The sequence below is a fragment of the Bradyrhizobium sp. CSA207 genome (genome assembly GCF_029051685.1).
Taxonomy (GTDB): domain Bacteria; phylum Pseudomonadota; class Alphaproteobacteria; order Rhizobiales; family Xanthobacteraceae; genus Bradyrhizobium.
In genome coordinates, this window is record NZ_JAACFT010000007.1 from 120,382 (window position 1) to 142,857 (window position 22,476).

At 64.3% G+C, this 22,476-nt stretch carries 28 protein-coding genes and 1 pseudogene; 21 read left to right on the forward strand and 8 right to left on the reverse strand.

What is annotated here, in order from left to right:
- Positions 1 to 195: 195 nt before the first annotated feature.
- Positions 196 to 1,518 carry an aspartate aminotransferase family protein gene (locus tag GWG65_RS09855; RefSeq protein WP_275195312.1) on the forward strand — a complete coding sequence of 441 codons (1,323 nt, stop codon included), beginning with the start codon at positions 196 to 198 and terminating at the stop codon, positions 1,516 to 1,518.
- 19 nt (positions 1,519 to 1,537) lie between these two features.
- Positions 1,538 to 2,440, forward strand: a complete 903-nt coding sequence (locus GWG65_RS09860) for an amino acid ABC transporter substrate-binding protein (RefSeq protein ID WP_275195314.1) — start codon at positions 1,538 to 1,540, stop codon at positions 2,438 to 2,440.
- On the opposite strand, the gene GWG65_RS09865 is transcribed toward GWG65_RS09860, so the two are convergent.
- Together GWG65_RS09865 and GWG65_RS09870 are read right to left on the reverse strand one after the other, a co-directional pair.
- Entirely contained in the window at positions 2,437 to 2,670 is a 234-nt protein-coding gene (locus GWG65_RS09865; RefSeq protein WP_275195315.1) for a hypothetical protein, read from the reverse strand. The genes GWG65_RS09860 and GWG65_RS09865 overlap by 4 nt on opposite strands.
- A 119-nt stretch (positions 2,671 to 2,789) precedes the next feature.
- On the reverse strand, positions 2,790 to 3,746 hold the full coding sequence (locus GWG65_RS09870; RefSeq protein ID WP_275195317.1) for a helix-turn-helix domain-containing protein: 957 nt from the start codon (positions 3,744 to 3,746) through the stop codon (positions 2,790 to 2,792).
- A 209-nt stretch (positions 3,747 to 3,955) separates the two neighbouring features.
- Between GWG65_RS09870 and GWG65_RS09875 the strand changes: the two genes are divergently transcribed.
- Positions 3,956 to 4,972 (forward strand): carbon-nitrogen hydrolase family protein, encoded by a 1,017-nt coding sequence (locus tag GWG65_RS09875; RefSeq protein WP_275195318.1) that lies wholly within the window; start codon positions 3,956 to 3,958, stop codon positions 4,970 to 4,972.
- A gap of 20 nt (positions 4,973 to 4,992) precedes the next feature.
- On the forward strand, positions 4,993 to 6,033 hold the full coding sequence (locus GWG65_RS09880; protein ID WP_275195320.1) for a phenylacetaldoxime dehydratase family protein: 1,041 nt from the start codon (positions 4,993 to 4,995) through the stop codon (positions 6,031 to 6,033).
- Between the two features lie 3 nt (positions 6,034 to 6,036).
- On the opposite strand, the gene GWG65_RS09885 is transcribed toward GWG65_RS09880, so the two are convergent.
- The gene (locus GWG65_RS09885) at positions 6,037 to 6,675 is read right to left on the reverse strand and encodes an HAD family hydrolase (protein WP_275195321.1); all 639 of its coding nucleotides are present in this window, start codon (positions 6,673 to 6,675) and stop codon (positions 6,037 to 6,039) included.
- Positions 6,676 to 6,998: 323 nt separating this feature from the next.
- Here GWG65_RS09885 and GWG65_RS09890 point away from each other — a divergent pair, with 323 nt between their 5' ends.
- The 4 genes from GWG65_RS09890 (at position 6,999) to GWG65_RS09905 (ending at position 8,189) form a co-directional block, all read left to right on the forward strand.
- Positions 6,999 to 7,196 carry a hypothetical protein gene (locus GWG65_RS09890; protein WP_275195323.1) on the forward strand — a complete coding sequence of 66 codons (198 nt, stop codon included), beginning with the start codon at positions 6,999 to 7,001 and terminating at the stop codon, positions 7,194 to 7,196.
- A 107-nt stretch (positions 7,197 to 7,303) separates the two neighbouring features.
- Positions 7,304 to 7,582, forward strand: coding sequence for a hypothetical protein (locus GWG65_RS09895; RefSeq protein ID WP_275195324.1), 279 nt, complete (start codon positions 7,304 to 7,306; stop codon positions 7,580 to 7,582).
- A 127-nt stretch (positions 7,583 to 7,709) separates the two neighbouring features.
- Complete coding sequence (locus GWG65_RS09900; protein ID WP_275195326.1) at positions 7,710 to 7,952, forward strand: hypothetical protein; 243 nt, start codon at positions 7,710 to 7,712, stop codon at positions 7,950 to 7,952.
- Positions 7,953 to 7,988: 36 nt separating this feature from the next.
- A complete protein-coding gene (locus GWG65_RS09905) occupies positions 7,989 to 8,189 on the forward strand; it encodes a hypothetical protein (RefSeq protein WP_342760637.1) in 201 nt (66 codons plus the stop codon).
- A 22-nt stretch (positions 8,190 to 8,211) separates the two neighbouring features.
- Here the strand turns inward: GWG65_RS09905 and GWG65_RS09910 are convergent, their stop codons facing one another.
- A complete protein-coding gene (locus GWG65_RS09910) occupies positions 8,212 to 9,246 on the reverse strand; it encodes a TRAP transporter substrate-binding protein (RefSeq protein ID WP_275195329.1) in 1,035 nt (344 codons plus the stop codon).
- 19 nt (positions 9,247 to 9,265) lie between these two features.
- Between GWG65_RS09910 and GWG65_RS09915 the strand changes: the two genes are divergently transcribed.
- From GWG65_RS09915 to tsaA, 4 genes and pseudogenes are all read left to right on the forward strand, one after another.
- Positions 9,266 to 10,291 (forward strand): lytic transglycosylase domain-containing protein, encoded by a 1,026-nt coding sequence (locus GWG65_RS09915; RefSeq protein ID WP_275195331.1) that lies wholly within the window; start codon positions 9,266 to 9,268, stop codon positions 10,289 to 10,291.
- 129 nt (positions 10,292 to 10,420) lie between these two features.
- Positions 10,421 to 10,975 (forward strand): hypothetical protein, encoded by a 555-nt coding sequence (locus GWG65_RS09920; RefSeq protein WP_275195333.1) that lies wholly within the window; start codon positions 10,421 to 10,423, stop codon positions 10,973 to 10,975.
- 33 nt (positions 10,976 to 11,008) lie between these two features.
- Positions 11,009 to 11,083: pseudogene (locus GWG65_RS09925) on the forward strand (AzlD domain-containing protein); the annotation flags it as partial.
- 31 nt (positions 11,084 to 11,114) lie between these two features.
- Positions 11,115 to 11,597: a tRNA (N6-threonylcarbamoyladenosine(37)-N6)-methyltransferase TrmO gene (gene tsaA, locus GWG65_RS09930; RefSeq protein ID WP_275195334.1), complete on the forward strand. Its 483-nt coding sequence runs from the start codon at positions 11,115 to 11,117 to the stop codon at positions 11,595 to 11,597.
- A gap of 155 nt (positions 11,598 to 11,752) precedes the next feature.
- On the opposite strand, the gene GWG65_RS09935 is transcribed toward tsaA, so the two are convergent.
- From GWG65_RS09935 to GWG65_RS09950, 4 genes are all read right to left on the reverse strand, one after another.
- A complete protein-coding gene (locus GWG65_RS09935) occupies positions 11,753 to 12,181 on the reverse strand; it encodes an HIT domain-containing protein (protein ID WP_275195335.1) in 429 nt (142 codons plus the stop codon).
- A gap of 52 nt (positions 12,182 to 12,233) precedes the next feature.
- Positions 12,234 to 13,490, reverse strand: coding sequence for a GNAT family N-acetyltransferase (locus GWG65_RS09940; RefSeq protein ID WP_275195336.1), 1,257 nt, complete (start codon positions 13,488 to 13,490; stop codon positions 12,234 to 12,236).
- 188 nt (positions 13,491 to 13,678) lie between these two features.
- Positions 13,679 to 14,425, reverse strand: a complete 747-nt coding sequence (locus GWG65_RS09945) for a glycerophosphodiester phosphodiesterase (RefSeq protein WP_275195338.1) — start codon at positions 14,423 to 14,425, stop codon at positions 13,679 to 13,681.
- Between the two features lie 16 nt (positions 14,426 to 14,441).
- Positions 14,442 to 14,909, reverse strand: coding sequence for a RidA family protein (locus tag GWG65_RS09950; RefSeq protein WP_275195339.1), 468 nt, complete (start codon positions 14,907 to 14,909; stop codon positions 14,442 to 14,444).
- A gap of 256 nt (positions 14,910 to 15,165) precedes the next feature.
- On the opposite strand from GWG65_RS09950, the gene GWG65_RS09955 reads away from it, so the two are divergent.
- From GWG65_RS09955 to GWG65_RS09995, 9 genes are all read left to right on the forward strand, one after another.
- On the forward strand, positions 15,166 to 16,014 hold the full coding sequence (locus GWG65_RS09955; protein ID WP_275195340.1) for a cell envelope integrity EipB family protein: 849 nt from the start codon (positions 15,166 to 15,168) through the stop codon (positions 16,012 to 16,014).
- Positions 16,015 to 16,248: 234 nt separating this feature from the next.
- A complete protein-coding gene (locus tag GWG65_RS09960) occupies positions 16,249 to 17,913 on the forward strand; it encodes an acetolactate synthase large subunit (protein WP_275195341.1) in 1,665 nt (554 codons plus the stop codon).
- Positions 17,914 to 18,095: 182 nt separating this feature from the next.
- Positions 18,096 to 18,443 (forward strand): Lin0512 family protein, encoded by a 348-nt coding sequence (locus GWG65_RS09965; protein WP_275195343.1) that lies wholly within the window; start codon positions 18,096 to 18,098, stop codon positions 18,441 to 18,443.
- Positions 18,444 to 18,447: 4 nt separating this feature from the next.
- Positions 18,448 to 19,140, forward strand: a complete 693-nt coding sequence (locus tag GWG65_RS09970; RefSeq protein ID WP_275195344.1) for a GNAT family N-acetyltransferase — start codon at positions 18,448 to 18,450, stop codon at positions 19,138 to 19,140.
- 70 nt (positions 19,141 to 19,210) lie between these two features.
- Positions 19,211 to 20,395 (forward strand): serine hydrolase domain-containing protein, encoded by a 1,185-nt coding sequence (locus tag GWG65_RS09975; protein ID WP_275195345.1) that lies wholly within the window; start codon positions 19,211 to 19,213, stop codon positions 20,393 to 20,395.
- 95 nt (positions 20,396 to 20,490) lie between these two features.
- Entirely contained in the window at positions 20,491 to 20,700 is a 210-nt protein-coding gene (locus GWG65_RS09980; protein ID WP_275195346.1) for a DUF2892 domain-containing protein, read from the forward strand.
- Positions 20,697 to 21,218 (forward strand): sigma-70 family RNA polymerase sigma factor, encoded by a 522-nt coding sequence (locus GWG65_RS09985; RefSeq protein ID WP_275195347.1) that lies wholly within the window; start codon positions 20,697 to 20,699, stop codon positions 21,216 to 21,218. The genes GWG65_RS09980 and GWG65_RS09985 overlap by 4 nt, the downstream gene beginning before the upstream one ends.
- A 2-nt stretch (positions 21,219 to 21,220) precedes the next feature.
- Positions 21,221 to 21,580 carry a carboxymuconolactone decarboxylase family protein gene (locus tag GWG65_RS09990; RefSeq protein ID WP_275195348.1) on the forward strand — a complete coding sequence of 120 codons (360 nt, stop codon included), beginning with the start codon at positions 21,221 to 21,223 and terminating at the stop codon, positions 21,578 to 21,580.
- Positions 21,581 to 21,598: 18 nt separating this feature from the next.
- Entirely contained in the window at positions 21,599 to 22,264 is a 666-nt protein-coding gene (locus GWG65_RS09995) for a DUF429 domain-containing protein (protein ID WP_275195349.1), read from the forward strand.
- The last annotated feature ends 212 nt before the right edge of the window (positions 22,265 to 22,476 follow it).

Sequence of the window (22,476 nt, forward strand, 5' to 3'; positions counted from 1 at the left end):
GAGTTTTTTGAACTGGCGCCCATCATGCCTGCCCGGTACGAATTTCCCCGTTGCACGGGCAAGTTTCGTACCGCTAGCGCCCCGACGCAACTGCTTCGTGCCCCAAACCTGCCCCGAGACCGAGACCGGTGAGCGGACTCCGCATCGCCGCGCCGCACGCCTGCGCGGCGGATGCCGCTTACCCGAGGAGACTAAATGACTTCAGCGTTGAAACAGGCCGCCGACGAATTCCTGGTCCGGTATGGCGGAGACGTGTTCCCGAACCTCTTCACCTCGGCGAAGGGGACCATCGTCACCGACAGCGACGGGCGCGACTATCTCGATTTCACGTCGGGGCAGATGTGCGCGACGATCGGCCACAACCATCCCGCGATCGTCGCGGCGGTGGAGCGGGCGGGCAAGAAGGCCTTCCATCTCTTCAGCGGGATGATCCCCGAAGTGGTGGCCGAACTCGCCCAGGTGCTGGCGAAGGATTGGCTGCCCGGCGATCTCAAGCGCTCGATCTTCATCAACACCGGTTCGGAAGCGACCGAAGTCGCGCTCCGGATGGCCAAGATGTACACCGGCGGCTACGAGGTGCTCGTCCTCGGCGGGTCCTGGCACGGCATCACCGGGGGGGCTGCCTCGGTTTCGATGGCGAGCGACCGCAAGGGCTATGGCGTGCCGCCGCCCGGCGTGTTCGTCATCCCGGAGCCGAACGCCTACAGGCCCTACATCGCAAAAGGCAGCGAGGACGAGTCCGCGCTCGCCAATCTCGAACTTGCCCTGAAGATGTTCGACATGCAGTCGACCGGGCGAGGCGCCGCGATCATCGCCGAGCCCGTGATCAGCGCCGGCGGTGTGCTGGTGCCGCCGAAGGCTTTTATGGAAGCATTGCGCAAAGCCGCCGACGCGCGCGGCATGCTGCTGATCTTCGACGAGGCCCAGACCGCGTTCGGGCGCATCGGCAAAAAGACCGGAGCCGAATATTTCGGCGTCGTCCCTGACATCATGACCATGTCCAAGACGCTCGGAGGCGGCCTTCCGCTTGCGGCCGTGTCGACCACGGAGGTGATCGAGAGCAAGCTCCACGAGGATCATTTCACCTACTACACCAGCCACGTCTCTGATCCCCTCCTGGCCGAGGTCGGGCTCGCGGTGCTGCGCGTGATCGCCGAGGAGAAGCTCGTCGAACGCGCCAATGTCATGGGCGCCTATCTGCGCGGCCACTTCGAGGGCCTTCAGCAGAAATACGAGCAGATCGGCGACATCAGGGGAATGGGACTTCTGCTCGGCGTCGAGCTGGTCACCGACCGCCACAGCCGGCGCGCGGCCCATCAGCTCGGTGGGCTGACGACGAAGAAGTGCTTCGAGTATGGGCTGAGCATGAACATCCGGCGCCGCCCCGAGCGCGGATCGGTGTGGCGCATCGCACCGCCACTGACCGTCTCGACCGAGGAGATCGATCGCGCTGTCGAGATCCTGGATCGGTCCTTGAGGGAAAGCCTCGATGAGCTGACGCGAAATCCCGCCGCCTAGCAACAGTCCGGAGGCTGACATGATCCGCAAACACGCGCCGACGCTTGCCATTGCCGCCCTCTCGCTTGTGCTACTGGATGTTCCCGCAGCGCAAGCGGCCAGCCAGACCCTCGACAAGATCAAGGAGGTCGGAAAGGTCACGTTTGGCTACCGCGAGGCCTCGATTCCGTTTGCTTATCTCGGGGCTGATCAGAAGCCGACCGGGCTCTCGCTCGATCTCTGTTCCGCGGTGGCGGATAAGATCAAGTCCGTGTTGAAGCGCTCGGTGCTGCAAATTGATTACGTGCCGGTGAACGCGTCCAACCGCATTCCATTGCTTCAGAACGGCACCATCGACGTCGAGTGCGGCAGCACGACCAACACCGCGGAACGGCAGAAGCAGGTCTCGTTCTCCATTGCGACCTATGTCGCATCGCCGCGCTGGCTGGTGTCCGCCTCGTCTCGGGTGACGGAGCCGACAGGACTCGACGGGCAGACGGTCGTCATCACGCAGGGCTCGCTGAATTTCGGGCTCGCCAAGAAGATACTGGATGACGAGAAGCTGAGTGTGACGATCGTCCAGGCCAAGGACCATGCCGAGTCGCTCCTCATGCTTGGAACAGGCCGCGCCGCGGCGTGGTTCGAGGACGATATCCTGGTTGCTGGGCTTGTCGCAAACGCATCCGATCCCGAGGCGTTCCGGATGTTGGCGGCTAGCTATGCGCCATCCTACTACGGGCTGATGACACGCAGGGAGGACCCGGAATTCAAAGCACTCGTCGACGCCGCCATCAAAGAAAAGATGGTGTCCGGTGGGTTCGATCGGCTCTACGTCAAATGGTTCGAGTCGCCGATTCCGCCAAAGGGACAGAACCTCCAGCTTCCCATGAGCGAAGCGATGAAGGCCCGCGTCACATCTCCAAGCGACGCGCTTGCGCCTTAGTCGTGCAGACGCATGTCGTCGAAGCTGGGATCGCTGACGTGCGAGCGGATCATCTTCGGTGGAGCTGGGGCCTCGATGCTTGCTGCCTGCGGACCGCAGCCGACGTTGCCGTCACGAGCCTGCCGAGGCAGCAGAGCCAGGCTCCAGCCTGCCAGCACCAGCACCGCGAGCCGGATCGCGATCACACCCAGCAACAGCTCCGATCCGCCTGTCGTTGAATGGGTTCTCATGCGCGCCAGCCTGATGCACGCCGGTGGACGAGACAATCTGGAATTCCCGAGTGCTGCCTTCGTCCAAATCGAAGGCTGGGGCTGAAGGCGGCCGGCGCGGTTATTCCGTCCGGCCGATCTTAATGCCGCAGCTGGCTCTGCCGGAACTCGCGCGGCGACATCCCGAAATGCTCGCGGAAGACGCGGCCGAAATGCGAGAGGTCGTTGAAGCCCCAGGCGAAGGCGATCTCGCTGACGTGGCGGTGGGCGAGCACGGGCGTGGCGAGGTCGCGCCGGCATTGGGCGAGACGTTCGGCCAAGACGTAGCGCTGGAACGAGGTATCCTCGTCGGCGAGAAGATCGTTCACGTAGCGCGGCGAGATGCCGAGCGCAGCCGCGGTCTCCGATAGCGAGAGGTCGGGATCGGCGAGGTGCGCACGGATATGCGCCTTCAGCCGGTAGAGCAGGGCGGAGCGATGGGTAGAAGACGGCAGCGCCGTCTTGCCGAGCCGCTCGCTCAGCGCCATCGCCAGGAGGTCGACGGCCTGTTCCGACAGCGCGGCGGCGTTATCCGCCGCGAGTTGATCCGCGCTCTGGCAGAGTTTCACGATGAAATCGTAGGCAAGCCGTTCGAGCGGCGCGCCGGCGCCGAACGACAACGCAGTGAGAGCTTCGGTGCGGCCGAGCCGCCGCTGCAGCATCTCGCGCGGCACCTTGAAGATGGTCTGCGTGAAAGCGTCGTTGAACTTCAGCTCGTAGGGCCGCGTGGTGTCGTAGAGTGCGAACTCACCCGGATGGATCACGGTCTCGCGGCCGTCCTGCACGACACCGCCGTCGCCGCGATTGCCAAGCGCGACGAGGACGAAATCCTGGTCCGAGCGCGCGATGCGCGAGGGCGTACGGAAGACGTGCTGGCGGTCGGAGCAAACCTCGGAGCACACCGCCTTGCCGAGCGTGGCCTGCGTCACCGAACCGCGAAAGGCGCTGCCGAGGTCCGATTTGCAGTCCAGACCGACGAAGACGTCGCAAACGATATCCTGCCAGAGGGCCAGACGCCTGTGCCCGGGGCTGTCGTCGGTGGTGAACTGGATGGACATGGGCTGGCCTCCCTTTCACGTCGCGAAATTCGCATGCAATCGCTGGCCTGGCAGAGCTCGAGGCAAATTCCGTACCGCCATTCCAGTCGAATTTTCGTGCCGTGGCGGTCGAGCGAACCTCATCCGGCTCTGGCCCAATAGACTGCATCGGGGGCGGGCCGCGATCAACCGGAAAGCCACCTGTCCCAGCGGAGCACGAGGAGGCGGCAATGGGCATCCAACATCCGAAATACAAGGTGGCGGTGGTGCAGGCGGCGCCCGCCTGGCTCGATCTCGACGCCTCGATCGACAAGTCGATCGCCCTCATCAGGGAGGCGGCAGAAAAGGGCGCCAGGCTGATCGCCTTTCCGGAGGCTTTCATCCCCGGTTACCCCTGGCACATCTGGCTGGACTCGCCGGCCTGGGCGATCAGCCGCGGCTTCGTGCAGCGCTATTTCGACAATTCGCTGTCCTATGACAGCCCGCAGGCCGGGAAGCTGCGCGACGCCGTACGGAAGGCAAAGCTCACCACCGTGATCGGCCTGTCCGAGCGCGACGGCGGCAGCCTCTACCTCGCGCAATGGCTGATCGGTCCCGATGGCGAGACGATTGCAACGCGCCGCAAGCTGCGGCCGACCCATGCCGAGCGCACCGTCTATGGCGAGGGCGACGGCAGCGACCTCGCCGTCCACGCCAGGTCCGACATCGGCCGCATCGGCGCGCTGTGCTGCTGGGAGCATCTCCAGCCGTTGTCGAAATACGCGATGTATGCCCAGAACGAGCAGGTCCATGTCGCGGCCTGGCCGAGCTTTTCGCTCTACGATCCCTTCGCGCCGGCGCTGGGCGCCGAGGTGAACAACGCCGCCTCGCGCGTCTATGCGGTCGAAGGTTCCTGCTTCGTGCTCGCGCCCTGCGCAACGGTGTCGCAGGCCATGATCGACGAGCTCTGCGACCGGCCCGACAAGAACGCGCTGCTCCACGTCGGTGGCGGGTTCGCCGCGATTTACGGCCCGGACGGCAGCCAGATCGGCGACAAGCTCGCGCCGGACCAGGAGGGGTTGTTGATCGCCGAGATCGATCTCGGCGCCATCGGCGTCGCCAAGAACGCGGCCGATCCGGCCGGGCACTATTCGCGCCCAGACGTCACGCGGCTCCTCCTCAACAAGAAGCGGTACCAGCGCGTCGAGCAGTTTGCGCTGCCGGTTGATACCGTCGAGCCAACGGACATCGCCGCGGCGGCAAGCTGAGCTTGCAGGGAGGCCCGATCATGGAATCTGCTATTCCTCAGAACCTGGAAATGAAGCGCTCGCGCCACAAGCGAGTGCCCGACGATTACCAGCCGCCATATCCGTCGTTCGTCGCGCGCTACAAGCCCACGGTCAGCCGTGTCGCGATGGCCTATTTCGGCGTGCAGTATCGCGGCACGGCGCCAACAGTCGCGACGGCTGCGCTCGCAGAAATCGCCGGACGCTTTGCGAAGGAAAGCGGCCCATCGCATTGGGACCGCGCGCGCTACATCGATCAGGTCGGCCATGAGAACGTGGTCTCCGTCGCCTATTGGGACGACATCGCGCGCTTCGACGCCTGGTTTGCGCCGGCGCGCGAGGCGTGGACGGGGAAGGCACGTGATGGGATCGGGACTTTCATCGAGGTGCTACGTCCCTTAGTTGCGCGGCACGAGACGTTGTTCTCCTCGATCGACCGCCCCGAGGGCGTGGCCGCCATTGCCGAGGGCATGAGCGGCGAGGTGCAGGAGCATGCCTATTGGGGCGGCATGCGCGACCGCATTCCGCTGTCGCAGACCGACGCAATGGCGCCCGCCGGCAATCCCGAATTGATCCGCGACGGCGCGCGGCTGCGTGTGCAAGCGCATGACAATCTCTGCCTGATCCGTTCCGGACAGGACTGGAGCGACACGGAGGCGTCGGAGCGCAAGCTCTATCTCGACGACGTCGAGCCGGTGCTGCGCGAAGGCATGGATTTCCTGCGCGATCACGGCCTCGGCATCGGCTGCTACGGCAACCGCTACATGCACGTGCTCACGGCTGATGGCAGCGCCAGCGAAAAATCCTACGGCCAGAGCTGGTGGAACAGCCTTGCGGCGCTGGAGCGCTGGGCGGAGTCGCATCCGACTCACGTCAAGATCTTCGGCGCGGCGATGAAATTTCTCTCGACGCTGGGGCCGTCGGCAAAACTCCGGCTCTATCACGAGGTCACGGTGGCGGCTGGGGATGAGCAGTTCTTTGAATACCTGAACTGCCATCCGAAAACGGGCATGCTGGCCGCGGTCGAGACCGCCGGCGCGTGAGGGTTACACGACGCAATGGCCGAGCAGCTCGGGATGCGCGGCGCAGATGTGATGTGCGCCGGCCTCTTTGAGCTCCGCCTCGCTGCCATAGCCATAGAGTACGCCGATCGCGGTCATGCCGTTGGTCCGGGCACCGATCACGTCATGGCTGCGGTCGCCGATCATGATGGCGCTACGCGGATCGACCTTGGCCTCATCGAGCGCGTAGCGGAGCAGGTCGCGCTTGTCGACGCGCGTGCCGTCGAGCTCGGAGCCGAACACGCGCTCGAAATACGGTTTCAGGCCGAAATGATCGACGATGCGGGTGGCATAGATCACAGGCTTGCTGGTGGCGACGAACATTCGCTGGCCTGTTGCTGCCAGCGAGGACAATGTGTCCGTAATTCCGCTGTAGGCCTCGTTCTCGAACAGGCCGACATCGCTGAAGCGCTCGCGATAAAGCAGCAGCGCGCGGTCGGCGAGCTCGTCCGATCCGGCGAGCTTTTTCAGGCTGGCATGCAGCGGCGGGCCGATGCACCAGGTCAGCTCGTCCTCGCTCGGCACGGCAACGCCTAGCCGCTCAAGTGCGTACTGAATCGAGCGCGTGATTCCGGGTTTCGGGTTGGTCAGCGTGCCGTCGAGATCAAAATAGATAGTCACCATTGTCGCCGCGCCTGCGTTGATACTGCCGTCTATTGCCCGACCTAGACGAGGCTGCAGGCCGAGGCAACTCGCACAGTCGTCATACCGGACTCCCTTCGCTAATGTCGCGTACCGTTTTAAGGCTCGCTATTCGCAAAACGTGGGCGTAAAGTCGCGCCATCACCGCCCTTCCAACGGCTTCCATCGGTGACTGAGGGTCACGAGCACTCCCGCCGACAGAGGAGGAGGGTGCATGTCTCGATTTCATCTGGCCGATTGGATCGTGCCGCCAGTGATGGTCCCGCTATTTCTTCTGCTGCTGGTGGCCGCGGCGGCTTTCCTGCATGGATAAGACGCCGCAACTGCAATACCTCGTCAGCGGGGATCATGAAGGCGGCCGCGTCAGCCTTGGCCGGGCTACGACCGCTGCCGCCCTGAAGAAGGCGAGAGAGCTGGTGCAGGAAGGCTATCTCGACGTACGCATATGCACGCCGCAGGGCCGACTTCTGTTGCCTGACGAGTTCGATCAGTTCGAAGATTGATGAGACGCCAGCAGCTCTTCAAATGGCTGCTTCCGTATCCATCCGCAGTCGCACCTGGCTGGAGCAGCAACCGGCGGTGCATGGGCAGAAATCACAGGATCTTTGATATGATTGCGGCCTGGAAAAACGTCTGCATGAAACCGCTGCTTGCCGCATTGGTGCTCGGCACGTTTGCGCAAGGCGCGATCGCCGGCGAGTCCGATTGCCGCGCGATCGAAAGCACCAGCGGGCGGCTCGCCTGCTATGACGCCGCGTTTCCTCCGAAAGTCAAGAAACCCTCCGCTGTAGAGGGCGACGCATCCCGGGCTGCTCCATACAAAGACCCGTTCGTTGCGGAAGAGGCCATAACCGCGGCGAAGCTGAAGAATATCTGTCGCGGTTGTTGAGGTGTTTGACAAACCGGGTGCGGGAGCCTGAGGGCGGGCGGCCAATGGGGCGTCGCATGCGCAGCTGCCACTCGGAAGCGCATACTTTGCGGTTATGTGTTGTCGCGATGGATAACGAGGAACCGTCATGGCCCGCGAAACAACTTACGTGGTGCAGGCATTCAATGCCGGCAAGGGCGGAAATCTGAAGGCCGACTCTCCGATCGTCTGCAAGTCGGAAAGCGGTGCGCTGCGAACCGCGGAGCGATTGGCATTGAGCAAGCTCGGCGTCGTTGCGTTCTCGTCCAGCGGCGATCCCGAAATGGGGGACTATGACGATGAGCCTACGGTGTTCTTCCGGAAGGGCGAGCTTCCGGCGGGCTTCGACTGAGACCTTGATTGGGAAGATATATGCAGAGGAGCCTATATGAGCGAGCGACTTGAGACACTGAAGAAAGCCCGCGATCGCATGATCGAGGACCGAGACGCGCATGCGAAAGTTCTGGCGGCCCCCTTTGAGCGCGACACGGCCGAACGCGCGCGCAACAAATTCGTCGAATTTCAGGCGCTGATCGACGCGCTTGATCGCGCCATCAGCGGTGAAAGCCCGGTTCCGGTCAAAAACTAAGGCAGCGCCGCCGCTGCTGCCTTCATTGCTGCTTGGTCCATTCGACGATCGCAGCGGCATCCGTGCCGGCCTGCGTCTGCCACGCGGTGACTGTGGCCGTCGCCGCCTTCCGGAGTGCGGCGAGGAGCGACGGCGGCGCGGGCTCGGTAATGCGGACGCCGTTGTCGCGCATGCGCGCATAATTTTCGGAGGTGCGATGGGCGAGCAGTGCGAACTGGCTTTGCTCGGTCTCGGCCGCCGCCGCCAGGACCTCGCGTTGCACCGGCTCGGACAGCTCCGCAAACGCATCGTTGCGGACAAAGGCGATGGAGACCGGCATCGCGTAATTGATGGCCGTAAAATGCGGCAAAAAGTCCCAGAGCTTGCGTCCAGCGCCACCGTCGCCAGACGTGAGGACCGCATTCAACCGGTGCTCCCTGAGCCCGGCGAGCGCCGCGTCCATCGGCAGGAACTGCGCATTTGCGCCGGCCGCGCGCATGACGTCGCTGGAGTTGGCGTCATAAGCCCGCAAGTTCAGTTTCGGCAAGTCGCCGTCGCCTTCGAGCGGATGGTCGGACCAGAGGCCTGTGGCGGGCCAGATCGTCACATAAAGCAGTTTGAGGCCGCGCGCCGCGAGCGCCTTCTCGTAGAGCGGGCGTGCCCGCAGATTGGCATCGCGGGCGACGTCGACCGATTGCACCAGGAAGGGCAGGGTGGACAAACCGAGCACCGGGTCGAGGCCGGACAGTGCGCCTGCAAAGGCATCGCCACCGGCGATCCGGCCGTCCAGGGCGGCGCGGGGCATCTCGCCCGAGCTGATCTTGAGTTCGTTATCGAAGGCGCTGCTCACCGTCACGAACCCGTTGGTGCGCTCAGCCACGCGCTTGGCAAAGGTCGTGAGCCCGATTCCGGAAATGTTGTTCTGCGGGTACTCGGTCGTCATCCGCCAGGTGATCTGTGTGGCGACTTGCGCCATGGCCGGCGCGGCCATCACCGCGAGGGCGGCCCAGGCGAGGACAAGGATGGTGTGGATCCGTTTGGCGGGGTAGCGCATTGAGGGAAGCAGGTCAGGCAGCATATTGGCAACTCTTTGAACGATGGCACAATGCCACAACATGGCAGATCACCTTGTGGCACGCCGTGCCGGCGTGCGCCACAGACGCGGTCGCGCCGCGCCGGCCATCATCGCAACGCTGCTTCTGTCGGTCACGCGGGGGCTCGCATGGGACAGTTCTCCGGCACAGACCGACGTCGCGGTGCCGAACGTCGAGGAGCTTGCGACGAAGCCGCAAAAGCCTGCGGATGCGCGCGAGAACGACACACGCGAATCGATCTGCCTGATCATCGAGGCTGCGGCGCGCGATGCCAATTTGCCGCTGGAATTCTTCGCCCGTGTGATCTGGCAGGAGAGCCGCTTCCAGACCGATGCCGTCGGGCCGGTGACCCGCAGCGGCGACCGCGCGCAGGGGATCGCGCAGTTTATGCCGGGCACGGCGAGCGAGCGCGGGCTGCTCAATCCCTTCAATCCGGTGCAGGCGCTGCCGAAGTCGGCGGAGTTTTTGAACGAGCTGCGCAACCAGTTCGGCAATCTCGGCCTTGCGGCCGCCGCCTACAATGCCGGGCCGCGCCGGGTCCAGGAATGGCTTGCCGGTAGCGGCCCCATGCCGGAGCAGACTCGCAACTACGTCCTCGCCATCACCGGCGCGACGGTCGAGGCCTGGGCCAAGGCTGGTGCGACCGGCGAGGGGCCGCCAAGCGCGCCGCCCACGAGCTGCCGCGATTTGATGGCGCTCTTGAAGCGCGCGCCGAATCCCTTCGTCGCCGAACTCGAGCAGCATGTGGAGCTCGCCGCCGCAAAGACCTGGGGCGTGCAGCTCGCCGCCGGCTTCGACCGCAACAGGGCGCTGGCGATGTATTCCCGCGCGGTGACGCGGCTGAGCGCGGTGATCGGCGACCGCGATCCGAGCCTCCTCTCGTCGGTGATGCGTAGCCGCGGCACGCGCGCCTTCTATCAGGTGCGCATCGGCGCCGACACGCGTAGTGAGGCGGATGACCTGTGCAACCGCATCCGCAAGGCCGGCGGCGCCTGCTTCGTGCTGAAGAACAGGGGTGTAGCTGGGTAGGAGAGCCAGAGCTGCTCCTTTGTGAGGAGCGAGATCAAAGCATTGCTTTGATCTTGTGCGGCAGGTGCAACCGTGTGAAAGGACAATCGACGGGCGAGCGGCCTGCGGAGAGCGGAGCTACGGAATCTGGTGCAGGTGATCGGCGGCGCAACATCCGGAGATTCCGCCGGAACAGTCCAAAGAATTGCTCTGGCGTGCGCTTGCGTGGTGAGCCTGGTGCTCTGGCTCGCCTTGAATGCAGACTTCTCCAACGCTCTGTTGTGGGCCGCGAAACTGGAGGGGCATCCGATCAGCGGAACCGTTGGGGTGAGCAAGGTTGCCATCTGCCTCAGCTGGAGCTTGTTGGCATTCGGGCTTATCTGCCACCGCTACCAGATAAGGATGATCACAGTTTTGGCCCTGTTGGCGGCCACTCTCGTTGCGGGGATCGGCTCCAGCGTTGTCGACATCAAGTTTTTTGATCTGCCCGTCGCCAAACTGATCGTCCAGTCGGTGCCGCTTACATTGCTGTACACTTTCAAGCTGCCGTTGATCGCCATCGCTCTCGCATACTTCATCGTGACCAGGCGGGCGTCCGCTCATGGATATGAACGGCTATCCCTGGCAGCCACGCTGGGCCTGTGCGCGATCATGGCGTGGACCGGTTTGTTCGACGTGATCTACCCGAGCATCGCCTGGCGCTAGGCGGCAGTCCGCCACGCATGCCAGCCCCGCCGCACGCGCCGCTCGATCTTTGCCGGCGTCGTCGCCGGCGAGGTCTTCATGCTGGCCGGCAAGTGGTGGTTGGGCTAAAACCGCTTCCGAATAGCAAGGAACTGGAAATATGGTTCGCCAAAACGAGCTCCGCGAGGGCGAGGTCGCCATCGAGCTGCCGCCGGCGCAGGATGCCGGGCTGGTCTTCATTGGCCGCATCCGCACGCCCTGGACGTCTCGACTGGAGACGCCGCGGCAAGGACGTCACGACGGCCCTATCTGCCGGCTCGAGATCTTCGAGCCGTTCGTGCCGGCGATAAAGGGTGTCGATTTCTACAGCAATCTCGAAGTGCTCTACTGGCTCGACAAGTCGCGCCGCGACATCGTTTTGCAGAGCCCGAAGAACAACGAGAAGACCCGCGGCACCTTCTCGCTGCGCTCGCCGGTGCGGCCCAATCCGATCGGCACCTCGATCGTCAAGCTGGTCGGCATCGAGGCCAATGCGATCCTGGTGCGTGGCCTCGACTGCATCGACAACACGCCGCTGATCGACCTCAAGCCCGATCGCTGCGAGTTCACCCCGCTGGCGCAGCCGCAGGCCGGGGATTTTTAGACGGAGTGAGGGGCGCTCCGCTCCAACCCCGTCATTGCGAGGAGCTCGCGACAAAATTGCGTAGCAATTTTGCGCTGATGCGACGAAGCAATCCTACTGCCTCTGCGGAAGCAGTCTGGATTGCTTCGCTTCGTTCGCAATGACGGGGGAGGCGATCAGCCCGCCTTCAACGCCGCGATCAGCTTGTCGGCGTTCTCTTCCAACACCTTGACGTCTTCCTTGCGGCTTGCGGGCGGCAGCATTGCTACGCCGTCATGGCGGGGCATCACGTGCATGTGCAAATGAAACACCACCTGTCCACCGGCGGGCTCGTTGAACTGCTGCACGGTGATGCCGTCGGCCTTGAACGCCTTCATCGCGGCAGCCGCGATCTTGTGCGCGCCGCGGGCGACGTGGGCGTAGTCGTCAGCCGTGACGTCGAGGATGTTGCGGGCAGGGGTCTTCGGGATCACCAGCGTGTGGCCGGTCACGCGCGGCATGATGTCGAGGAAGGCGAAGACGTGCTCGTCCTCGTAGACCTTGTAGCAGGGAAATTCGCCACGCAGGATCTTTGCAAAGATGTTGTTGGGATCGTAGGCGGTCATGGCGGCGGCTCCTCGAAACTTTGCGCTTACTGTCACCAGACAAGTGGGGGCGTCAAGGCGCCTCGTCGGCGTCCTTTCGGAACGGTCCCATGTCGGCCAGCTCACGTCCGGCTTCCGCAACGTAGGCGCGTTCGCGCTTGAGGTAATCGTCGATGGCGCGGCGCAGGCCCGGGTCGGCGATGAAGTGGGCGGAGTAGGTGGTGCGCGGCAGGTAGCCGCGCGCGATCTTGTGCTCGCCCTGCGCGCCGGCCTCGACATGCCTCAGGCCGCGTTTGATCGCGAAATCGATCGCCTGATAATAGCAGACTTCGAAATGCAGGAACGGATGATGCTCGATCGCGCCCCAGTTGCGGCCGAACAGCGTGTCCGAGCCGATGAAGTTGATCGCGCCCGCGATCCAGCGGTCGTTGCGGCGGGCCATGACGAGCAGCACGTCCTGGCTCATGGTCTCGCCGATCAGCGAGAAGAATTCGCGCGTCAGATACGGCCGGCCCCATTTGCGCGAGCCTGTCTCCATGTAGAAGGCGAAGAAGGCGTCCCAGGCATCCTCGGTGATGTCGCTTCCCGTGAGCGAGTGGATGGTGACGTCGGCGGCCAGCGCCTCGCGCCGCTCGCGTTTGATCGATTTGCGATGGCGTGAGTTCAGGGTGGCGAGGAAGTCATCGAAGGTCGCAAAGCCCTCATTGTGCCAGTGGAACTGCTGGTCGGTGCGCTGGAGGAAGCCGTGCTTGGCGAGCAGTTTCCATTCGGCCTCAAGCGCGAACGTCACGTGGACGGAGGAGGCCTTGCTGACCCCGCACAGCGCCACCAGCCCGCTTGCCAGCGCCTCCGCGATGCGCTCACGATCGACGCCGTCGCGGATCAGGAGCCGCGGCCCGGTCGCCGGCGTGAAGGGAACCGAGACTTGCAGCTTTGGATAATAGCGCCCGCCGGCGCGCTCATAGGCATCCGCCCAGCCGCGGTCGAAGACGTATTCGCCTTGCGAATGCGATTTCAGATAGCAGGGCACGATGCCGGCGACGCGGCCGTCGATCTTGGCCACGAGGTGCCGCGGCCCCCAGCCGGTGCGGATGGTCGCCGAACCCGACTTCTCGACCGCAGAGAGAAATGCGTGCGAGACGAAGGGGTTATAGGCAATTTTTGAGAGACCGGCGGAATCGCCTGGGAGCCCGGATGAGGTTCCCTTGCCATGTCCGTTCTTGCCATGTCCGTTGCAGGCCTTGCCGGGATTTGCGCAGGCGTCCCAGTCGTCAGGTGACACTTCGCCGATGGACGGTACGGCTTCGAGGGTGATTTCGGATGATGCCATCGTGCCCAAGATCGTGCATTGCAGCAGCGACTTCAAGAGGCGGACCCCTCTCGTGCTCCGGACGCAGCGCAGCGCCCTTCAGCGGTGCGCTGCGTCCGGGGCCCAATGCCGAACCGAATTCGCGGAGAAGTCCCGGCTCTGCGCAGCAACCCTACGCGTTGCAGCGCGTCCGGGACACGGGCAACTCCCTACGGCACGAATCCCTCGAAGATCATTTGATCCGCATACTGCCCGACCCGCGTCCGCTGCTCCGGCGTGCGCACGGTCCAGCCGAGCAGGGCGCAGCCGAACACGTTACGGGCGATCCAGGGCGCGGGCGCCGGGAGGTGGTCGACCTTGAAGGCGACGAAATGCGGCTGGGTCTGCAGGCCGTGGCGGAGGGACAGCATGCTGTCGCGCTGCGCCTGCGTCAGCTTCGCCCAATATTCGTCCTCGTAGGTCCGCTGCGCGACGATGCCGCGGGGGCGCGAGGGCAGCAACTCGCGCAGGGCCAGCACCTGGTCGGGATCGAAGGACATGCCCACGGCGGGGCCATCGTAGGACGGCAGGACCTCGGCCATCCGCGTTACCAGCTTGCGGTCTCCGTCAAAACGGCTCTTCACCTCGATCACCAGCGGCACGCGGCCGGCAACCACGGAGCAGAGGTCGCCGAGCGACATCATCCGCTCGGTGGTGTCCTTGAACGTGAGGGCCTTCAGCTCAGCCGCAGTCCTCTCGACCAGCTCGCCAGTCGCCTCGGTGAGGCGGCCGAGCGCATGGTCATGGTGCACCATCGCCTCGCCGTCGGCGGAGAGCTGGATGTCGACCTCGATCGAAAAATTGCCCGCGATCGCAGCCTGCACCGCGCCCGGCATGTTCTCCACGATACCGCGTGAGATGTCATGCAGGCCGCGATGGGCAACCGGACGGGCCGTCAGCCAATCAGGAGCGCGCAAGGCCGTTCGCTCCGCGTCAGGCGACCTCGAACACGGCTTCGACCTCGACCGCTGCATCCGCGGGCAGCGAGGCGACGCCGACGGTGGTGCGGGCGTGGCGGCCCTTGTCGCCAAAGGCGGCGACCATCAGGTCGGAGGCGCCGTTCAGGACCTTCGGTCCGTCCAGGAAGTCGGGCGCCGAGTTGATGAAGCCGCCAAGGCGCACAACGCGCACGACCTTGTCGAGGTCGCCGAGCGCCGCCTTGACCTGGGCCAGCAGGTTGACGGCACAGCCGCGCGCGGCCGCCGCGCCCTGTTCGATCGGGACGTCAGCGCCCAGCTTGCCCTTGGCGATCAGCTTGCCGGCGGGATCGAAGCAGACCTGGCCGGAGACGAACAGCAAATTGCCGGTGCGCACGAACGGCACGTAGTTGGCCACGGGGGTGGGGGCCTCGTGCAGCTTGATGCCCTGTTCCGCCAGTTTCTGCTCGACCGTGCCCGCCATGTCTCGACCTCGATATCCCAAAATTCATTTCGCCCCGGTGCCACTTTTCGCGGCCGGGTGCGCCCTGTTTCGCCCATCATGCCGCCACATGCAAGCAAGCCCGGTGCCGGCGGTGGGAGGCTAGGCCCGGGCCGCATTTTCCTGAGGCGGGACAGGAGGTTCAACGACGCGCCGCAATTATACGTGAAACCGCCGCAGTTGCGACGCATTGGAACGGTCATTAAAGTGTCGAATCTGCGCTTCCCAAGGGACAGACATGGTGCACCTTTTCCGGACTTCGCTCGGTGTGATGGCGCTCGCGGCGGCCGCTTTCGGGGCCGGCGGCAGGGCTGACGCAGCCAGCGGTCCGTTCCTGGCGCACCAGGCGCTCTACGATCTGAGCCTCGTGAAATCGCGCTCGAATTCGATCAACAGCGCGCGCGGCCGCATCCTCTACAATTTCGGTGGAAGCTCTTGCGAGGGCTATACGTCCGAATTCCGCCAGGTCTCCGAGCTCGACAGCGGCGAGGGCAAGGTCACGCTGAGCGATCTGCGCTCCAATTCCTGGGAGGACGCTGCGGGCAAAAGCTATCGCTTCAAGATCGAGACGCGGATGAACGAGGCCGACGCCGGCCGGGTCGATGGCTCGGCGGAACGCGACGGCGACCATATCAACGTCAAGCTGAAGCTGCCGGCGCCGAAGAGTTTTACGCTCGACGGCAAGGTCGTATTCCCGACCGAGCAGATCCAGCGCATCATCGCCGCCGCCAAGGACGGCAAGTCGCTGCTGGAACTCTCCGTCTATGACGGCTCCGACGACGGGCAGAAGGTCTACAACACGCTGACCGTAATCGGCCAGCCGATCGCCGCCGACCGCGCAGCCTCCTCGCCCGATCCGTCAACCTCGGACGAGCACATGAAATCGCTGAAGCGCTGGCCCGTCACCGTCAGCTATTTCGACCGCGACGCCCAGCAGAAGGAGGGCGAGCAGACCCCGGTCTATGCGATGGCGTTCGAGCTCTACGAAAACGGCGTCTCCCGCCAACTCGTGCTCGATTACAATGATTTCGTCATCTCCGGCGCGATGGGCAAATTCGACGTCAAGGACAGCAAGCCCTGCAATTGAGGGGCGAGACGTCGCGGCTAGGCAGTTCACAATCTGTCACCGTCAGGTGCGCGATCGGCGGCGCAATTGCGCCGCGCGCGATGCGTTCGCACCGCAGGCTTCGCACCTCAGAATGACGGAACGAATCATGACGCGGATGCCGCCCCTCATTGTGAATTGTGCCCGCGCCGCAGACCGGTACCATGCACTCGCTGCCGTGGAACACGGGAGCCAGCATAGCGACCGGGAGGCGACATGAGCGGGCAGGAGCGCAAGGCGAAGGGGTCGGACCTGTTTGTCGCGGCACTGGAGAATGAAGGTGTCGATCGCATCTTCGGCGTTCCCGGCGAGGAAAATCTCGATTTCGTGGAATCGCTCCGCACCTCCAGGATCGAGCTGGTTCTGACACGGCACGAGCAGGCCGCCGCCTTCATGGCCGCGACGCATGGTCGGCTGACCGGCAAGCCCGGCGTCTGTCTGTCGACGCTCGGCCCGGGCGCGCTCAACCTGTCCACGGGAGCTGCCTATGCGCATCTCGGCGCGATGCCGATGATTCTGATCACCGGCCAGAAGCCGATCATGAGCAGCCGGCAGGCGCGCTTTCAGATCGTCGACGTGGTCGCGACCATGAAGCCGCTGACGAAGCTGTCGCGGCAGATCATCAGCGCCTCCAGCATCCCGACCGTGGTCCGCGACGCCTTTCGCGTGGCGATGGAGGAGCGGCCGGGTCCGGTGCATCTCGAATTGCCGGAGGACATCGCAGGCGATGAAGTGCCTTTCGTGCCTGTGATCCCGGTCCATCCGATCGAAATCCCGGTCGCCCATCGCGCCGCGCTCGACCGCGCCGCCGAGATGATCTTGGCCGCAAAACATCCGTTGGTGATGATGGGCGCTGCGACCAGCCGGCCGCGCGCGACCCACGGCATCGCAAGCTTCGTGCGGCGGACCGGCATTCCGTTCTTCACCACGCAGATGGGCAAGGGCACGGTGCCCGGCGGCACCAATCTCTACATGGGCACCGCGGCGCTGTCCGAGCGCGACTACGTTCACGAGGCCATCGATGCCGCCGACCTGATCGTGGCGATCGGTCACGATCCGATCGAGAAGCCGCCCTTCATCATGGGGCCGTCGGGGCCCAAGGTCATTCACGTCAGCTACACCTCGGCCAGCGTCGAGCAGGTTTATTTCCCGGATGCCGAGCTCGTCGGCGACGTCGGCCCGAGCCTGGAACTGCTCGCCGATCGCGTCGAAGGCAGGCTGCCGCAGGCGGCGGCGCTGTTGCCGCTGCGCGAAAAAATCCTCTCTCACATCGCCGACCGCGCCACCGAGGCGCGCTGGCCGCCGACGCCGCAGCGCATCGTGCACGACATCCGGCAGGTGATGCCGGAGAACGGCATCGTCGCGCTCGACAACGGCATGTACAAGATCTGGTTCGCGCGCAACTACCGCACCCGTGTCGCCAACACGCTGCTGCTCGATAACGCACTGGCGACGATGGGTGCTGGTCTGCCGTCGGCGATGATGGCCGCGATGCTCTATCCGGACCGCCGCGTGCTCGCGGTCGCCGGCGACGGCGGCTTCATGATGAACAGCCAGGAGATGGAAACCGCCGTCCGCCTCAAGCTTAACCTGGTCGTGCTGGTGCTCGAGGACAACGCCTACGGCATGATCCGCTGGAAGCAGGCCGTCGATCATTTCGCCGATTTCGGCATGACTTTTGGCAATCCCGATTTCGTCCTGTATGCAAAAGCCTATGGCGCCAAGGGGCATCGCATCGAGAGCGTCGACAGCTTTGCCCCGACACTCGATGCTGCCTTCAAGGAGGGCGGCGTGCACCTGGTCTCGATCCCGATCGACTATACGGAGAACGTGCGGGTGCTCGTCGACGAGTTGCGGGCGCGGGAGAAGTCGAAGGCGTGATTTTGTGCGATGCTCTGGCCATCCTCGTCATTGCGAGCGAAGCGAAGCAATCCAGGCTGTCTCCGCGAAGGCAGTCTGGATTGCTTCGTCGCTTTGCTCCTCGCAATGACGGAGTATGACGACCGGACCGAGTACGATAACAAGTTGCGTCGATATCATCCAACCAACAACAGGAATATGAGATGACGCGCGTTCGCTGTATCACCGAGATGGGCATGGGAGTCGACGTCCACGGCAAGGACGCCACCAAGGCAGCGAAGCGCGCGGTGTCGGATGCGATCAGGCATTCGAGCCTTGGCTTCTTCCGGATGATCGGCAAGACCGCGAACGACATGTTCGTCGACGTCACCATCGCGGTGCCCAACCCTGAGGCGGTCGACAAGGAAGCCGTCGCCAAGGAGCTTCCTTACGGCACGGTGACCGTCAACGCGGTCAAGGGCGGGCTGGAGATTCCCTCGGCCGCGGAACAGGCCAACGACCCCATCCTCATCGCCAATGCTGCCGTCATCGTCAGCTTCGACAAGGACTAGGCCGGTGTCCAACAGTGATGAGACGCTGCTGGATCGTCCGATCTGGAGTGCACTGACAACCAGCCAGAAGCATCTCGCGGAAGGCAGCACGCGCGCGTTGCGCTATCCCGTGGCGATGACGCCGTTCGCCGATATGGTCGACGTGTCGGCGGCAAGCTTCGCCGCGCTCGGTGAACTCCTGTCGGGCTCGCAGGTCGCCGTGCTGTTCACGCCCGAGCCCGTCGACGTTCCCGACGGGTTCAAGGTCGTGCTCGCCGAAAGCGGCGAGCAGATGATCGGCTCGCCGGCCGATAGTCCGCTTCGCGATGCCGAGATTGTCACGCTCGGCGCAGCCGATGTTCCCGCCATGATGGCGTTGACCGAACTGACCAAGCCCGGCCCGTTTGCCGCTCGCACGCACGAACTCGGCACGTTCCTCGGCATCCGTGCCGGCGGCGAACTGGTCGCGATGGCGGGCGAGCGGATGAAGCCGGGAAATTTCACCGAGATGACCGCGGTCTGCGTGCATCCTGCGCATCGCGGCCGGGGCTATGCGCAGGCCTTGCTCGCGGCCGTAGCGCGCCAGATCGAGGCGCGCGGCGAAATTCCGTTCCTGCACGTGTTCTCGAGCAACGCGTCGGCGATCGCGCTGTATCAGCGGCAGGGGATGACAATCCGCCGCCGCCTGTACGTGACCGCGCTGATGAAGCAGGAATGAGCGCTATTCGCCGAGCTTCATTCCCGGCGATTTCGCGCTATATCCATCTCAACACAATTTGGGGAAACACATGGACGCCAGGACGACCGATTTTTCCGCCGCACGGACGGCGATGCAGCGTTATGTTGATCAGGAGATCATCCCCGGCGTGTCCTGGGCGGTGCTGCGTGGCCGCGAAATCGTCGACCAGCAATGCGTCGGCTTTGCCGACCGCGAGGCCGACACCGCATTGCGGCCCGACCACATTTTCCGCGCGTTCTCCAACACCAAGATTTTCGTTACCTGCGCGGTCATGCTGTTGGTCGAGGAGGGGCGCATCGGGCTCAATGATGCGATCGAGAAATTCCTGCCGCAACTCGGCAATCGCAAGGTCCTGAAGCAGGGTGCGGCGAGCCTCGCCGACGCCGAGCCGGCCAGGAGCCCGATCACGATCCGGCAACTTCTGACCCACACCTCGGGTCTCAGCTATGGCATCTTCGATCCCGGCACGGTGCTGTTCAAGGGCTACAACGAGACGCGGGTGCTCAATCCGTTGACGCCGCTGACCGACCTGATCGACGGGCTCGCCGATCTGCCGCTGTCCTATCATCCCGGCACGGGCTGGGAATATTCGGTGGCCACCGACGTGCTCGGCCGCGTTGTGGAGGTCGTCTCGGGCAAGTCGCTGGATGCCTTCCTCAAGACGCGCATCTTCGATCCGCTCGGCATGGTCGATACCGGCTTCTACGTGCCGGAGGCGGAGCAGGGCAGGCTGGTCGCACTCTACACCGGCGCCGACGTGCTCGATCCAATGAAGCCCGGCCTCACGCGTGCCGACAATCTGCCCTTTCCGCAGGCCTATCGGCGTCAATTCCCGCGGCTGTCTGGCGGCGGCGGCCTGGTCTCGACCTTGCCCGACATGCTCGCGCTGGTGCGCGCGCTGTTGTCGGGCTCGGACGCGCTCCTCAAGCCGGAGACGCTGCGGCAGATGATGACGAACCAGTTGCCTGCAGGGCAGACCATTCGCTTCGCCAATCTCGGCCCCATCCCCGGCAAGGGTTTTGGCCTCGGCGGCGCCGTCACGTTCGCACCGACGCCCCTCGATCCCGCAAATTCGACCGGCGAATTCCAGTGGGGCGGGCTCGCCGGTACCCATTGGTGGATATGCCCGCAGGCCAATACCGCCGGGGTGCTGATGGCCCAGCGCTACATGGGCTTCTGGAATCCGTTCTTCTTCGAGTTCAAGCGGCTGGCCTACCAGGCGGCCGGGAGCTGATCGCGAAAGAATTGTTGGGCCCCGCGAATCCTTTCCGGCCTTCGCACCCTCTTGTCTGTCGAGGCATTTCGCCTCGGCTCATGCCGGAGGATGTGATGGGATTCTACAGGAAGAATATCGGCGGCCTGCATCAGGCGTTGCGGATTGCGCTCGGAGTTGCGGTTACGATCAGCGCATTGGTGTATCTCGCCGGGATCGCGGCGTGGCTGGTCGCACTCGGTGGCGCAGGCTTCGCTCTGACCGGCCTCGTCGGCTATTGCCCGATGTGTGCGATGGCCGGCATCGGAAGGGGAGGCGTATCGTGAGCGCGGTCGCTATCTCGCCAAACCTGTTCGAGGCGGCGCGGCTCGGCGATCCCCAGGCAATCGCGTCTCTGCTCGAGACGGCGCAGCCAGACATCCGCCGCTATGCGCGCGCCACCTGCCGCAGCTCTGCTGATGCCGAAGATGCGACGCAGGAAGCGATGTGGATACTGTTCCGCCATGTCGGCACGATCCGCTCCCTGCTGGCATTCTCCGCGTGGCTTTTCAGCGTGGTTCGCCGCGAATGTCTGCGTCTGGCCCGCAAGGCAGGCCTCGCGGCGGCGATCGACGACGGGAAGTCGGAGGCACTGCTGCTGTCGCGCCCGGAGGCCGATCTGCGGCTCGACGTGGCCGCTGCATTCGAGGCGCTGCCGGCGCACTATCGCGACGTTGCGCTGATGCGGGACGTCAAGGAAATGACTATCGACGAAATCGCCGTGGCACTCGACACGTCCAGGCAGGCCGTCAAGGCGCGGCTGCATCGGGCCCGCGCCCTGATGCGCGAATATCTGACGAGATGACAATGACAAATTATCAAACCCCGGATGACCTGAAAGCTATTCCCGCCTTCGCCGCGCTGGCGCCGGTCGAGGCCAACGCGTTCCTCGCCTTCAGCCATGCGGTCGAGCGCGAGGACGGGCTGATCCCGCCAAAATATCGCGAGCTGATCTCGCTTGCGGTCGCGCTCACCACGCAATGCGCCTATTGCCTCGACGTGCACACGGTGCAAGCAGCGAAAGCCGGTGCGACGCGCGAGGAGGTGGCCGAGGCTGCTCTGATCGCAGCTGCAGTGCGGGCCGGTGGCACGCTCGGCCATGCATTGCTGGCGCAGCGCCTGTTCGAGCAACATCGACTGAGAGCGCGGGATGAACGAGCATCGTAGGGTAGCAGAATCGTAGGCGTGAAAACCAATCTCGGCATCGATGGATTTCGCTTTGGCTGGGTCGCGGCCTGGATCGATGATCGCGGCGATCACGGCTTCGATTATTCACCAGGCCTCACGCGTCTCCTCGCAACGCCGCATGCGCGCGCGATGATCGACATGCCGATCGGATTGAACACCAGCGGCTATCGAACCTGCGACTTGCATGCACGCGAGCTGGTCGGCGCTGCCGTGTTTCTCGGCGCGCGCCGAGACCTGTGGACGTTTGCCGACATGGCTGCGGCCAATCGGCACTACTGGGAGCTCGAGGGCAAGGGCAGGGGTGTCTCGGCGCAGCTCTGGAACATCAGGGACAAGATCAGGGACGTCGACGAGGTCATGACGCCGGCACGGCAAGCGATCGTCGGCGAGGCGCATCCGGAATTGGTCTTCTGGAATCTCGCAGGCCGCGTGCGCCTCGACAGCAAGAATTCCGTGCGCGGGCGCGAGCAGCGCAGTGCGCTCCTGGAGCAGCGCGGCTTCACGCGCCTACCGAAATGGCTGACGCAACGTCATGGCACCGGCATCGGCCGCGACGATCTGATCGACGCCTGTGCCTGCGCAATCGCGGCACGCGACAGCACGCAGCGCGTCGGCGGAAACGAGATCGATCCGCGGGGACTGCGGATGGAGATCAATTATTGAGCCCGCTGGCCGTCGTGCGGCGCGGGAAAAAGCGGCAATTTGCTTCGAATATGCAGGAACTGTCGATGGTCGTCCGCGTTTTCCGTGCGAACGACTACAGAGAACTCTCGCGATGAATGATGCCAGTCAATTCGCGACCGCGGTGCTCGCGCTCGTATTCATCGGAGCACTCCTCGTCACGGGGCAGCTCTTCATCGAGCAACGCGCGCAAC